The organism is Streptomyces sp. WG5 (assembly GCF_049974565.1).
Taxonomy (GTDB): domain Bacteria; phylum Actinomycetota; class Actinomycetes; order Streptomycetales; family Streptomycetaceae; genus Streptomyces.
This window is the reverse complement of record NZ_JBNGGC010000004.1, coordinates 209,415-222,121: the sequence shown is the minus strand read 5'-3', so window position 1 is coordinate 222,121 and position 12,707 is coordinate 209,415. Positions and strand designations below refer to the sequence as shown.

The following is a 12,707-nucleotide window of genomic DNA, read 5'->3' as shown; positions in this document are numbered from 1 at the left end:
GGCAGGGCGATGACCGCTCATTCATCTCCCGACGGGCGCCTGGACCGGGCCCTGTCCAGCCTGCGCGGACTGTCGGTGGGCGACGCGCTGGGCTCACAGTTCTTCCTGCCGGCGAACTACCCGCTGCTGAAATGCCGCGAGCTGCCCCCCGGCACCTGGCAGTGGACGGACGACACGGAAATGGCCTGCTCCGTGGTCTCCGTCCTGGCCGCCCACCACCGCATCGACCAGGACGCGCTGGCGCTCTCCTTCGCCCGGCACCACGACGTCGACCGCGGCTACGGCCCCGCCGTCAACCGGCTGCTGCGACTGGTCCGGGAAGGCGGTGACTGGCGCGAGCTCGCCGCCGCGCTGTTCAACGGCCAGGGCTCCTGGGGCAACGGCGCCGCGATGCGCATCGCGCCCCTGGGCGCCTGGTACGCGGACGACCCGGAGCAGGCGACCCATCAGGCGGAGATCTCGGCCTACCCCACGCATCAGCACCGCGAGGCCGTGGTCGGCGCCATGGCGGTCGCCGCGGCCGCCGCACTGGCCGCGGACCCCGGCGGCCCTCCCACCCCCCACGCGCTCCTGGACGGGGTGATCGCCCTGGTGCCGAAGAGCGCGGTCGGCGCCGGGCTGCGACGCGCCCGGGACATGCTCGACTACGGCGACGCGACCACGGTCGCGGCGGTGCTGGGCTGCGGCAGGCGTACCACCGCGCACGACACGGTTCCCTTCGCCCTCTGGTCCGCGGCGCGCTCTCTCGGAGCCTACGAGCACGCTTTCTGGACGACCGCCCAGGTCGGCGGGGATGTGGACACGACCTGTGCCATCGTGGGCGGGGTGGTCGCCGCGGGCGAGGCCGGAGCGCCGCCGCCCGAGTGGGCGGGACGGGTCGAGGCGCTGCCCGAGTGGATGCCGGCGCCGGCTTAGCGGACTCTCCGTATGCGACGGGAACTCTGCGTGACCGCTCGTCCGTTGTCGTGACAACCGTTGTGCGGGGAGTGAGCCTGGCCGGGAGTGTCACGAGGGGGTAGGGCATGGGGTGGTTGCCGCTGGTGTCGGTCGTCGCGCCGCTGTTCTTCGTCTTGCTCTCCCGGTCCGGCACGCTGCGGACCGGGTGCCGACGGCGCGGGCACCGGCGAGCGCCCATGACGCCCGCCGGTGGACACCGCCCGGTCCGGGGTACCGCCCGGTCAGCCCATCCCCGGCCCGGCCGAGCCGGACAGCGCCTCCAGGTCGCTCTTGCGTACCCGGATCACCAGCCAGGCCGTGGCCAGGGCGAGTACGGCCATCACGGCAGCCGGCAAGAAGGCCGCCGATATGCCCTGCGCCAGCACTTCGTGTCCCCAGGGCGCCGGCAGCTGGTGCGTCTGGGCGAATTCCGCCTTCTGCTCCGCCGAACCGTTGGTGAGGAAGTCCGCCCCCTGCTTCTCCGCCTCGTCCTTGGTGGCCGTGCCGAACATCGTCGTCAGGATGGCGAGGCCGATCGAGCCGCCCACCTGCTGCATCGCGTTGAGCAGGCCGGACGCCGCGCCCGCCTCGTGCTGGGCGACCCCGGAAACGGCGGTCAGCGTCAGCGTCACGAAGTTCAGCCCCATGCCGAACCCGAAGATCAGCATCGGCCCGAGGACGCCGCCGACGTAGGTGCTGTCGGAGCTGATGAGGGCCTGCCAGCCGAGCCCGATCGCGGCGAGCGCCGAGCCCACGAGCATGAACGGCTTCGGGCCGAACACCGGCAGGAACCGCTGCGACAGGCCCGCGCCGAGCGCGATCACGACCGTGACCGGCAGGAAGGCCAGACCGGCCTGGATGGGGGTGTAGCCCAGTACGTTCTGAACGAACAGCACGATGTAGAAGAACATGCCGAACATCGCCGCGGCCAGGCTCAGCATGATCACGTAGGTGCCGGAGCGATTGCGATCGGCGAACATCCGCAGCGGGGTGATCGGCTCCTTGGCCCGCGACTCGATGAACACGAAGGAGAACAGCAGGACCACCGCGGCCGCGAAGGAACCGATGGTCAGCCCGTCCCGCCAGCCCTCGTCCGCGGCACGGATGAAGCCATAGACGAGGGATGCCATACCCGCTGTCGAGGTCACCGCCCCGGCGATGTCGAAGCGTCCGGAGTGCCGCTCGGACTCGCTGATGTACAGCGGGGTGAGCACGGCGATCAGTACGCCGATCGGCACGTTGACGAAGAGTACCCAGCGCCAGTCGAGCCACTCGGTGAGCATGCCGCCCGCCAGCAGGCCTATGGCGCCGCCGCCTGCGGAGACGGCGGCGAAGACACCGAAGGCCCGGTTGCGTGCCGGCCCTTCGGGGAAGGTGGTGGTGATGAGGGCGAGCGACGTGGGCGACGCGATCGCGCCTCCCACACCTTGCAGGACGCGCGCTGCCAGCAGCTGCCAGGGCTCCTGGGCGAAGCCGCCGAGCAGCGAGGCGAAGGTGAACAGCAGGATGCCGGTCATGAAGACCCGGCGACGGCCGAGGATGTCACCGGCACGGCCGCCGAGCAGCAGCAGACCGCCGAAGGTGAGTGTGTAGGCGCTGACGACCCAGGTGAGGTCGGTGGTGCTGAAGCTGAGCGCCTCTTGAATGTGCGGGAGGGCGATGTTCACAATCGTCGCGTCGAGTACCACCATGAGTTGGCAGGCCGCGATGACGGTGAGCGCGATGCCGGGACGCCCGTCCCGGCGGGCCGCTCCCGGCTTTTGGTCTCGGATCAGGGAAGAGGTTGCCACTGTGTGTCCCCCACGAATGACTTAGTGAACGATCACGTTCACTGTTGCGCCAACGTTAGTGACTCGCCAACAGTGAACGCAAGCGTTCACTTGATGTGCCGTCGTGCGACCCGTCCCCCGTGGTGGTCGTGCGACGCCCGCCCTGTCCCCGGAAGACCGATTTCCCCGCATCCTGGAGACCTTCGACATGGTTGCTTCGCACTGGGCGGCCGCCTCCGCCCGGACGCCCTCCCGCCGGCGTGGCGCGGTCCTCGAACGCGCCATCCTCGACGCCGCGCTGGAACAGCTCGGCACCGTCGGCTGGAACGGCCTGACGATGGAGGGCGTGGCCGCCGGAGCCCGGACCGGCAAGGCGGCGGTCTACCGCCGCTGGCCGTCCAAGGAGGATCTCGTCGCGGACGCGCTGCGGTCCGGACTGCCGCGCTTCGACGCGGTGCCCGACCTCGGGAGTGTGCGCGAGGATCTCCTGGTGCTGTGCCGGAGGGCCCGCGACGCGATGTACTCCCGCTCTGGATTCGCCTTGCGGTCAGTGATTCACGAATGCGACAGCGTGCAGGCGGAACGCTTCCATGCGGTGATCGTTTCAGGGGTGATCGAGCCGACCCTCGCGGTGCTCCGCGAGGTCGTCAACCGCGGAATAGAGCGGGGAGAGGTCCGGCGGGAAGCGTCCAACGGATACGTTTTCGACGCCATCCCGGCGATGATGATGTACCGGTCGAAGGTTTGTGGAAGTGAATGGACGGACCAGGAGATCGAGGAGATGATCGACCAGCTGATGGTTCCGCTGCTGCGGCCGGACGCGGTCTGAACCCGGGCTTCGCGGGCCCGGGTCCCGTTTGGGGAGCCGGGGTGTCGCCGGAGGTTCGGGGCGGCGTAGGCTAAGGGCGCCATGCCGTACGAACCACCTACTCACACCGTCGAGCGCTCTCTCCGCGCTACGACCGGAGCAAAGATCATTGCCGGTGTCGACGAGGTGGGGCGCGGTGCGTGGGCCGGTCCGGTGACCGTCTGCGCCGCGATCACCGGACTGCGTCGGCCCCCGGCCGGCCTCACCGATTCCAAGCTGCTCACCATCAAGCGACGCACCGAACTCGCCGTGGAGCTGCAGACCTGGGTGACGTCCTACGCACTGGGGCACGCCTCTCCGGAGGAGATCGACGCCCTGGGAATGACCGCGGCGCTGCGACTGGCGGCGGTCCGTGCCCTGGAGGCCCTGCCGATCCGCCCCGACGCCGTCATCCTCGACGGCAAGCACGACTATCTCGGGGCGCCTTGGAAGGTTCGCACGGTGATCAAGGGCGACCAGTCCTGCGTGGCCGTCGCGGCTGCTTCCGTGCTCGCCAAGGTCCAGCGCGACAAAATGATGGCCGAACTGGGTATCGACCATGCAGACTTCGGTTTTGCGGACAACGCCGGGTATCCGTCGCCCGTGCACAAGTCCGCGCTGGAGGAGCGGGGACCCACCCCGCACCACCGGTTGTCGTGGGCGTATCTTGATGCGCTGCCCCAGTGGCGGCACCTCAAGAAGGTCCGTAGCGGGGTGGACGGAAGCCTTCCGGAAATCGAGGGTCAGCTCGGATTCGATTTCTGAAAGATCCGCTCGCAGGCATGTGCCACCCGCCGACGCGAGCCGCACCAACGTTTGATAAAAATCAGCTCATGCCTCTCAGTCCCGAGGAGCCTCAGATTCACGAGAAGGCCCAGGGTCCCCGCGCCACTCCGGCCAGCGGCCGCACCGCGTCGACCCCCCGCCCCGTACCCGGCCCCCGTCCCGCGGCACCGCCGCGCCCCGGCCGTCCCGGCCCCGCGCGGCCGGCGCCTCCGACGCAACGCGCGTCGCGCGACGCCGCCGCGGCCAAACCCGGCCCGTCCGGTCCGGCTGCTCCGGCAGCCACCCCGGCCGCCCCGCAGATCCAGCTGGTCCCGGCCTCTCCCGAAGGCGCGCTCGACGCCGCCGAAGAGGCTGTGGACCTTCTGCTGGACTCGGGCCGCACCCCCGGTGACGTGCTGGTGATCACCACCGGCGAACCACACCCGTGGGCCGCCCACGAACTGTCCTTCGGCGATGCCGCCTACTGGGCGCAGCACGACGCGGGCGACGACGTCTTCTACGCGGACGCCGCCGTCGCGGACCGTGCCGCGTCGCGGGCCGTGGTCGTGGTCGCGATCAACGGAGGCCCCGAAGCCGCCGCTGTCACCGCCCTGTCCGTGGCCCACTCCCGGGCCGGTGCCCTGCTGATCGTCTGCGGTGACCCGCAGCGGATCAACTCGGTGCTGGGCGCGGGCGTCTGAGTCCTACCGTCGCGTGCGGGGGCACCGGTGCGACGCATGGGTCGCCGTACCGGCCCCCGCACAGGGTGCCCTCGCGTGCCGGGGCGACCGGCGTTCGCTGGGCGGCGTACGGGCGTGGCCGGGTGTTTCCTTGCCTGGACATCGGCCTGGACGTCACGGCCCGGTGCCGGAGCACCCCGTGTCCGTGACGCTCAGCGAGCGGCCGCCCGGCGCAGCACGTCCGACGGAACACCGCCGGTCCGCGGTGACGGGGGAGGCGTCTCCGACATGGCGAAGGGCTCCGGCGTGGACGCCGTGTTCGGGCGGCGCCCGCCACGGCCCTCGCCGAGGACCTGCCAGCCGTCACGGGTCAGCGTGATGTACGCGCCGCAGCGCAGTCCGTGCAACGTGCACGCGTCCCGCAGTCCCCACATCCACGCGCCGTCCTCTTCGGTCCAACGCGCGTCGCCCTCGCGGCAGTAGAGCAGGACGGCGGTGCGCACCGGAGTGCGGCGGCGCAGATCGTGCGGGATCACCCGGCGCAACTGGGAGAGCAGCGCGTTGCGGAACATCCACCCGTCGGCCGGGGCCCGGTGACTGGTGAACGAGGCGCTCGCACGCAGTCGTTCGTCCGGATCGAGTACGGCCACGACCGCGGTCGCCGGCTTGGGGCGGTGCCGCGAGTGCAGCCCGCTGACTACCTCCCGCGGATTCCGCAGCAGCGGGATTCCGGCAGCTGCCCACTCCGCCGGTTCGAGCATGCGAGTGGCGGAAGCGGCGGACGACGACAACGATGCCGCCGAGGACGGAGCGAATCCGAAGGTCACGTTCCTCCCTTCGGCTACGCGCCCGCACTGCGGGCGGGGTCGGATGTGAGGGAGCCCGCACCGCAGTGAAGCCCTGCCGGATCACGGAAGAGCCGTGCGGGGAGCGGACTTCAATTCTTCCTGTCGAACTTGGATGCGGCAACGAGCAATTGGGACCGACGGCCGTTATCGGATGATGTGCGTCCTATATCCCTACCCAGAGCGCCACCGGGAGACGCACGGAACGCGCCACCCGGGGCCACACGGAACTCCGGCCCCGCCTGCGCCCGCGGTGGGCGATCACCCCTGCACGGCCAGGACCATGGGCAACACTCCCTGGGCGCCGGCGCGGCGGAGCAGCCGGGCCGCCACCGCGAGGGTCCAGCCGGTCTCGGTGTAGTCGTCCACGAGCAGGACCGGGCCTTCGAGGCCGGCGAGCGCGGCGGCGAGGGCGGGCGGCACCGAGAGGGCGCCGTCGAGTGCCTTGAGCCGCTGCGCGCTGTTGCTGCGCGACGCTCTGGGAGCCTCACCCGTGTACTCGACCGAACCGAGCAGTGGCAGCCGACCGACCTCGGCGATGTGTGACCCGAGGGAGTGGACCAGTTGCGGCCGGGTGCGCGAGGCGACGGTCACCACTCCGGCGGGACGTGGCCGGCCGTCGACCGCCCCCGAGGACCAGCCGCCGGGTCCCGTCGCCCAGTCGGACAGTACTCTCACGACGGCCTTCGCGACATCGTCCGGCACCGGGCCGTCGGGCGTCTGGGCCGAGAGCATCGGTCGCAGCCGGTTGCCCCAGCCGATGTCGCACAGACGGCCCAGCGCTCGGCCCGGCCCGGCCTGTTCCCCGGCCGGAATGCGCCCCTTCAGATCGACGCCGATCGCGGGAAGCCCGGTCGGCCACATGCGGCGCGGCTCCACCTCCACGCCGGCCCGGCCGAGGTCGACCCGCGCGGCGTCGAGAGCGTCGGTGGAGGTGTCCGCGGTGAAGCGCGGACCCGCGCAGTTGTCGCAGTGGCCGCAGGGTTTGGCCCCCTCGTCGTCCAGTTGGCGTTGCAGGAACTCCATCCGGCAGTCCGTCGTCGAGGCGTAGTCGCGCATCGCCTGCTGTTCGGCTCTCCGCTGCCGCGCCACCCAGTCGTAACGCTCCGCGTCGTACGTCCACGGTCGCCCGGTCGCGATCCAGCCGCCCTTGACCCGCTTGACCGCTCCGTCCACGTCGAGGACCTTGAGCATGGTCTCCAGGCGGGAGCGGCGCAGCTCCACCAGGGGCTCCAGGGCGGGCAGCGACAAGGGGCGTTCCGCGTGGGCGAGGATGTCGAGCGTGCGGCGCACCAGGTCCTCCGACGGGAAGGCCAGCGAAGCGAAGTACTCCCAGATCGCTTCGTCCTCCTTCCCCGGCAGCAGGAGCACCTCCGCGTGCTCGACACCGCGCCCGGCACGGCCGACCTGCTGGTAGTACGCGATGGGGGAGGAAGGTGATCCCAGGTGCACCACGAAACCCAGGTCGGGCTTGTCGAATCCCATGCCCAGCGCCGAAGTGGCGACCAGCGCCTTGACCCGGTTGGCGAGCAGGTCGTCCTCGGCCTGCTGCCGGTCGGCGTTCTCGGTCTTGCCGGTGTAGGAGGCGACGGTGTGGCCGCGCTGCCGCAGGAAGGCGGTGACCTCCTCGGCGGCGGCCACGGTGAGCGTGTAGATGATTCCGGATCCCGGCAGCTCGTCGAGGTGGTCGGCCAGCCAGGCCATCCGGTGCGCGGCGTCGGACAGCCGCAGCACAGCCAGGCTGAGGCTCTCCCGTTCCAGCGGCCCGCGCAGCACCAGCGCGTCCGACGTGCCGCCGGTGCCGAGTTGCTCCGCCACGTCGGCGGTCACGCGTGCGTTGGCGGTGGCGGTGGTGGCCAGGACGGGCACGCCGGCCGGGAGGTCGGTGAGCATGGTGCGCAGCCGCCGGTAGTCCGGGCGGAAGTCGTGGCCCCAGTCGGAGATGCAGTGGGCCTCGTCCACCACGAGCAGACCGGTCGCGGCGGAGAGCTTGGGCAGCACCTGATCGCGGAAGTCCGGATTGTTGAGCCGCTCGGGACTCACCAGCAGTACGTCGACCTCGCCCGCGGCGATCTCGTCCTGGACGGCGTCCCACTCCTCGGTGTTGGAGGAGTTGATGGTCCGGGCGCGGATGCCGGCCCGGGCCGCGGCCTCGACCTGGTTGCGCATCAGCGCGAGCAGCGGGGAGACGATCACCGTGGGCCCGGCACCGCGGTCACGCAGCAGCGCGGTCGCCACGAAGTAGACCGCGGACTTGCCCCATCCCGTGCGCTGGACGACCAGGGCCCGGCGCCGGTCGGCGACCAGCGCCTCGATCGCCCGCCACTGGTCCTCCCGCAGCCGGGCGGCGCCGGAGGCGTCCCCGACGAGGCGGGCGAGGACCGTGTCGGCCGCTGTCCGGAGATCCGCGTTGCTCGTGTGCTCCATGCGTTCCATACAACAGGACAGGACTGACAGCCGGGCGATGGGGCGTGCGGGGCGGGCGCGGCCGTCGGGCGGAGCGAGGCGGACGCGGCTGTCGCAGGGACGCGTGTGACGTGTCCCTGATTGCAGTTATCCACAGGGCAAAGCGGAACTTTGTGATCCGCGAGATCGTCGGCCCATGACGAACCACAGCGAAACGACCGGATCCTCCGAGAACGGCGACGTCTCGAAGCCCGTGAAGCCGGGCCGCGCCGCCCGCCCGCACGAGGGCCCCGGCGACGAGCACCAGGTCACTCTGCGTACCCCCGCCGAACTGGCCGACGCCCTGCCGTACCTCCTCGGATACCGCCCCGAGGACAGCATCGTCCTGGTCGCCCTGCGCGACAGGGACGGACGGGGCCGTTTCGGCGGCCGGGCCCGGCTCGGCATTCCGGCGGACGTGGACGACTGGGCGGGCGCGGCCGGACAACTGGTCCACGGCCTGGTGACCGGCAGCGAGCGACGAGGGGTGCGGCCCGAGCAGATGGTCGCCTACCTCTGTCAGGAACCGGCGCGTGGGGAGACCGGCCGAGAGGTGATGGAGCGACTGCGGCCGCTGGCCCAGCGGCTGCGCGTCGCATGCGGCACCCTCGACGTACCCGTGGTCGAGGCGCTGTGCATCTCGGCCGGGCGCTTCTGGTCGTACTGCTGCGACGACGCCGTCTGCTGCCCGGCCGAGGGGACCCCCATGGGACCGCCGGGCACGTCCGTGCTGGCCGCGGCGGCCACCTACGCCGGTATCCAGGTGCGTGGTTCACTGAGCGAGCTGCGGGCGAGGCTGCTTCCCCGGGAGGACGCCGCGGCACTCGAACAGGAGGCGGCACTGGACGCGGCCGCCATGGTGCTGGTCTCCCGGATCCTCGACGACACCGGCCGTTCGCAGGTGGCCGAGGAGACGCTGGACCTGGCGCAGCGGGTCATGCGACGCCTCGCCGAGGCACCGCCCGTCTCCGGCGTCCCGGCCGAGGATCTGCGCGACGACCAACTGCTCGGTCATGACGAGTCGGCGGCGCTGATCCTCGGCCTCCAGGACCGCACGACACGTGACCGCGCGGCTGAGTGGATGGAGGGTGACGAGGCGGGCCCCGCGCTGCGCCTGTGGCGGGCCTTGGCCCGCCGCTGCGTCGGATCGTACGGCGAACACGCGGCCGCGCCCCTCACCCTCGCGGGATGGGTCGCCTGGTCCACCGGCGACGAACTGGAGGCCCGCGAGGCTCTGGCCATGGCGCTCGGCGCAGATCCGGACTACCTCTTCGCCCGGCTCCTGCACCAGGCGTGCAACGAGGGCCTCGATCCCGAGTCGGTCCGCCGCTGTCTGCGTGCGGAGCGTGGCGGCCGTGCGGGCCCGGGAGGCGGCGTATCGGGTGGTGAAGAGCAGGCCCGCGGGTCCGCGGACAGCGAGGTGACCGAGGCCTCGTCCGCTTCGCAGACGCCTGGTGGCCGTCGGCGCCGCACGCGCTCCCTGACCCCGGTCGGCGCGATCCGTCGTCGTGCGAGGACGCAGGCGCGTGAGCCGGGCGCGAAAAGCGGGCGTCCCGGCAACTCGGCGGGCGGCGACCGCCCGGGCAGCGCGCGGACCGGCCGTACGCGGTCGCGCCCCTCGGGGGCGGGAGCGGGGGCCACGGGCCGGAAGGACGCGTGCGCGGAGGGAACGGGCGGGGGAGAACCAGGCACCGAAGGGGGGCGGCGAGCGACTCCGATGAGGTGACCGTGTCCGTCAGGCCGAGGGCGCTGCGCCGGGCAGGAGACAGGCTCGGGCCAGTGAGGGAAGACGGCAAGCCGCGACGCTGTGGCCGACTGGGCGTCAGGCCGACCAGGGGTTCCTGCTGATGTCCTGCTGTCCCGCGGTCTTGCTGTCCTGCGGTCTTGCGGTCTTGCGGTCCTGCTGTTGTGCGTTGCCCCGCGTCACCCTCCGGTCGTGGCCGTTCGGCACGCACCGGCGTTCCAGGCGGGAGACGGCCCGCGGCTCGGGCCCCCGCCGACCGGGCGACCACCTCGGGCGTGACCCGGGGGACACCCCCTCCGTTCACCTGAGTGGCGTAACGCCCGGGCCGTCCCGGACGCTGCGTCGCACCGTACCCGCCAGGCCGAACCACCACATACGGCGCCGTTCCCCCGAGGCGCAGAGAGAACTGAGAGGGAGCCTCCCCGTGCACGAGCCGACTCCATCGTCCGCCGCCGCGGACAGCGTTGCCGCCGGCCGGAGGGCGACGCTGCCGTCCTTCGCCGCGGCCATGGCGCCTGTCAGCAAACGCGGCTCGGGGCAGGGCAGGAACCTCGGCCCGCCGCTGGTCCGACCCCGGCCGACGCCGCCCCTGCCCCCGACACGGTCGCATACGGAGCCGGTCGCTGCTCGGAGCGCGCCGCCTGCGATGCCGCACAGGGGCGGGAACCTGCCGCCCATCCACCGAACCATGATCGGGGTGGCCCTCCCCGCTCTCGTGATCTCCACGGAACAGGGGCAGCTGACCGGCCTCGGCCTGGAAGGCTTCTACCGTGCCGGTCGGCGCCTGCTCTCCCGGTGCCGTCTTCGCGTGGCCGGGCGGGAGCCGGTTCCGTCGCAGGCCCGGATGACGGGCGCCGGCCGCGCCCTCTTCGTGGGAACGCTGCGGACGACGTCCGCGCCGGGGCCGGACCCGGACGTCATGGTCGAGCGGGTCCGGGACGCCGACGGAACGGAGCGGATAACGCTGCGCAGTTGGGCACACCGCCCGCTGCGGCTGCCGGTCGAGGTGGCCCTCGGTACGGATCTGGCGGACCTGGGATCGATCGCCGCGGGCAGTGCGGGCCCCGACCTGCCGGCCAGCGTCCACGATTCCGGTCTGCGGTGGTCCTGTACCGCGGGCAGTGTGTCGGTCACAGCAGTCCCGTCGCCCGCCGACGCGCTGGCCGCCGCGGGACTGCTGCGGTGGGAGTTGGTACTGCCCCCGGGCGGCAGCACGAGCATCGAGCTGCGCGTACGACCGGACGGTGCGGGCCCGCTCCGGGCGGTGGGCCGCACGGCGGCCGACCCGCTGGCCTCCGCACACGCCACCGGCGACGACCCGGCAGTCACGGCCCTCCTGCGGACCGGCATCGAGGATCTCCGAGCCCTGATGCTGCGCGATCCCGCGCACCCCGCCGACGTCCATCTCGCGGCCGGCGTCCCCTGGCGCTGTGGCCCGGCCCCCGCCGAGGCACTCGCCGCCGCCCGGATGGCGCTCCCCCTCGGCACCCGGCTGGCCGCGGGTACGCTGCGCGCCCTCGCCCGCACCCAGCATCGCGGCCCCGGCCCGCGGGCCGGCATGATCCCCGGACCCAGACGTGACGCCGGCCCGCACCTGCCACCGGGCTGCACCGGCACCGAGGCGACCCTCCTCTTCCCCGTGCTCCTCGCGGAGGCCCGCCGCTGGGGGCTCGGCGAGCACGAGACGAGGGAGCTGATGCCGGCGGCCGAGCGGTGTCTGAACTGGCTGCGCACCACCGCCGGGGACGGCACGTACGTACCCGATCCGCACCCCGACGGCCCCGTCCGCTGCGAAACCCAGGCGCACGCCCACCGCGCCGCCCTGCTCGGTGCCGAGCTGCTCGACGCATTCGGCAGACCGGGCGGTGACGGACTGCGGCAGTGGGCCCGGAGCCTGCGGACGGCGTTCCGGCGGGATTTCTGGATCGACAACCCGGCGGGCGGACGGCCGGCGGCGGCCCGGGCCCCGGACGGACGCCTCGTGCCGCACCTGAGCGCGGCCGCGGCTCACCTCCTCGACACCGGACTGCTCGGCGGGGGCGTCGCGGCCCCGGGCCTGCTCGACGCGGTGCAGACCGGCCAACTCGCCCGCCTGCTGGGCAGTCCGGCCATGGACTCGGGCTGGGGTCTGCGCGGACTGGCCTCGAAGGAAGCGGGATACAACCCCTTCGGGCACCGCGCGGGGGCCGTACGCGTCCAGGAGACGGCGGTTGCGGTGGCGGGTCTGGCCACCGCCGGTCACGAGAAGGAAGCGGGCTCCTTGCTGCGCGGCGTACTGGCCGCGGCCGGCACCTTCGGCCACCGCCTGCCGGAGATGTACGCGGGGGAGCAGCGCACCGGTGCGAGTGCTCCCCTGCCGCATCCGGCGGCCTGCCGTCCCGCCGCCACCGCTGCCGCCGCCGGGGTGCTGCTGCTGACGACGCTCGTAGGCATTCGTCCGGACGCCCCGGCCGGGTCCGTCACCCTGCGCCCTGTACGCAGCGCACCGCTGGGGGAGCTCGGGCTGACGGGGCTGCGGGTCGCCGGCGCACCCTTCTCCGTGCGGGTCGGCCGGCTCGGCCTGGCCATGGTCGAAGAGGCCGCCGACGGACTGCAACTAGGAGCCTGACCAGGAACGACGTGGCCCCGCACGGGGACCGGGAGGCAGCGGTGGGACGCACGCCGGAGCCAAGCGGA

At 72.5% G+C, this 12,707-nt stretch carries 9 protein-coding genes; 6 read left to right on the top strand and 3 right to left on the bottom strand.

The window, feature by feature from the left end; translation table 11 throughout:
- Positions 1-9 precede the first annotated feature (9 nt).
- Entirely contained in the window at positions 10-915 is a 906-nt protein-coding gene (locus tag ACP4IX_RS06185; RefSeq protein WP_426554942.1) for an ADP-ribosylglycohydrolase family protein, read from the top strand.
- Positions 916-1,178: 263 nt separating this feature from the next.
- On the opposite strand, the gene ACP4IX_RS06180 is transcribed toward ACP4IX_RS06185, so the two are convergent.
- Positions 1,179-2,726 carry an MFS transporter gene (locus tag ACP4IX_RS06180; protein WP_426554941.1) on the bottom strand — a complete coding sequence of 516 codons (1,548 nt, stop codon included), beginning with the start codon at positions 2,724-2,726 and terminating at the stop codon, positions 1,179-1,181.
- A 187-nt stretch (positions 2,727-2,913) separates the two neighbouring features.
- On the opposite strand from ACP4IX_RS06180, the gene ACP4IX_RS06175 reads away from it, so the two are divergent.
- The 3 genes from ACP4IX_RS06175 to ACP4IX_RS06165 all read left to right on the top strand — a co-directional run bounded on the left by ACP4IX_RS06175 (position 2,914) and on the right by ACP4IX_RS06165 (position 5,018).
- Positions 2,914-3,534 carry a TetR/AcrR family transcriptional regulator gene (locus ACP4IX_RS06175; RefSeq protein WP_426554940.1) on the top strand — a complete coding sequence of 207 codons (621 nt, stop codon included), beginning with the start codon at positions 2,914-2,916 and terminating at the stop codon, positions 3,532-3,534.
- A gap of 81 nt (positions 3,535-3,615) precedes the next feature.
- Positions 3,616-4,317, top strand: coding sequence for a ribonuclease HII (locus ACP4IX_RS06170; protein WP_426521814.1), 702 nt, complete (start codon positions 3,616-3,618; stop codon positions 4,315-4,317).
- Positions 4,318-4,385: 68 nt separating this feature from the next.
- Positions 4,386-5,018, top strand: a complete 633-nt coding sequence (locus ACP4IX_RS06165) for a hypothetical protein (protein WP_426521815.1) — start codon at positions 4,386-4,388, stop codon at positions 5,016-5,018.
- Between the two features lie 191 nt (positions 5,019-5,209).
- Here the strand turns inward: ACP4IX_RS06165 and ACP4IX_RS06160 are convergent, their stop codons facing one another.
- Both ACP4IX_RS06160 and ACP4IX_RS06155 read right to left on the bottom strand, forming a co-directional pair.
- Positions 5,210-5,824: a hypothetical protein gene (locus ACP4IX_RS06160; protein ID WP_426521816.1), complete on the bottom strand. Its 615-nt coding sequence runs from the start codon at positions 5,822-5,824 to the stop codon at positions 5,210-5,212.
- 279 nt (positions 5,825-6,103) lie between these two features.
- Complete coding sequence (locus ACP4IX_RS06155; protein WP_426554939.1) at positions 6,104-8,269, bottom strand: RecQ family ATP-dependent DNA helicase; 2,166 nt, start codon at positions 8,267-8,269, stop codon at positions 6,104-6,106.
- A 175-nt stretch (positions 8,270-8,444) separates the two neighbouring features.
- On the opposite strand from ACP4IX_RS06155, the gene ACP4IX_RS06150 reads away from it, so the two are divergent.
- Entirely contained in the window at positions 8,445-10,013 is a 1,569-nt protein-coding gene (locus tag ACP4IX_RS06150; protein ID WP_426554938.1) for a DUF4192 domain-containing protein, read from the top strand.
- A 706-nt stretch (positions 10,014-10,719) separates the two neighbouring features.
- Positions 10,720-12,639, top strand: a complete 1,920-nt coding sequence (locus tag ACP4IX_RS06145; protein ID WP_426521819.1) for a glycogen debranching N-terminal domain-containing protein — start codon at positions 10,720-10,722, stop codon at positions 12,637-12,639.
- Positions 12,640-12,707: the final 68 nt, after the last annotated feature.

Coding starts and splice junctions, on each gene's coding strand:
- ACP4IX_RS06185 (WP_426554942.1), top strand. CDS start 10: ATGACCGCTCATTCATCTCCCGACGGGCGCCTGGACCGGGCCCTGTCC.
- ACP4IX_RS06175 (WP_426554940.1), top strand. CDS start 2,914: ATGGTTGCTTCGCACTGGGCGGCCGCCTCCGCCCGGACGCCCTCCCGC.
- ACP4IX_RS06170 (WP_426521814.1), top strand. CDS start 3,616: ATGCCGTACGAACCACCTACTCACACCGTCGAGCGCTCTCTCCGCGCT.
- ACP4IX_RS06165 (WP_426521815.1), top strand. CDS start 4,386: ATGCCTCTCAGTCCCGAGGAGCCTCAGATTCACGAGAAGGCCCAGGGT.
- ACP4IX_RS06155 (WP_426554939.1), bottom strand. CDS start 8,269: ATGGAGCACACGAGCAACGCGGATCTCCGGACAGCGGCCGACACGGTC.
- ACP4IX_RS06150 (WP_426554938.1), top strand. CDS start 8,445: ATGACGAACCACAGCGAAACGACCGGATCCTCCGAGAACGGCGACGTC.
- ACP4IX_RS06145 (WP_426521819.1), top strand. CDS start 10,720: ATGATCGGGGTGGCCCTCCCCGCTCTCGTGATCTCCACGGAACAGGGG.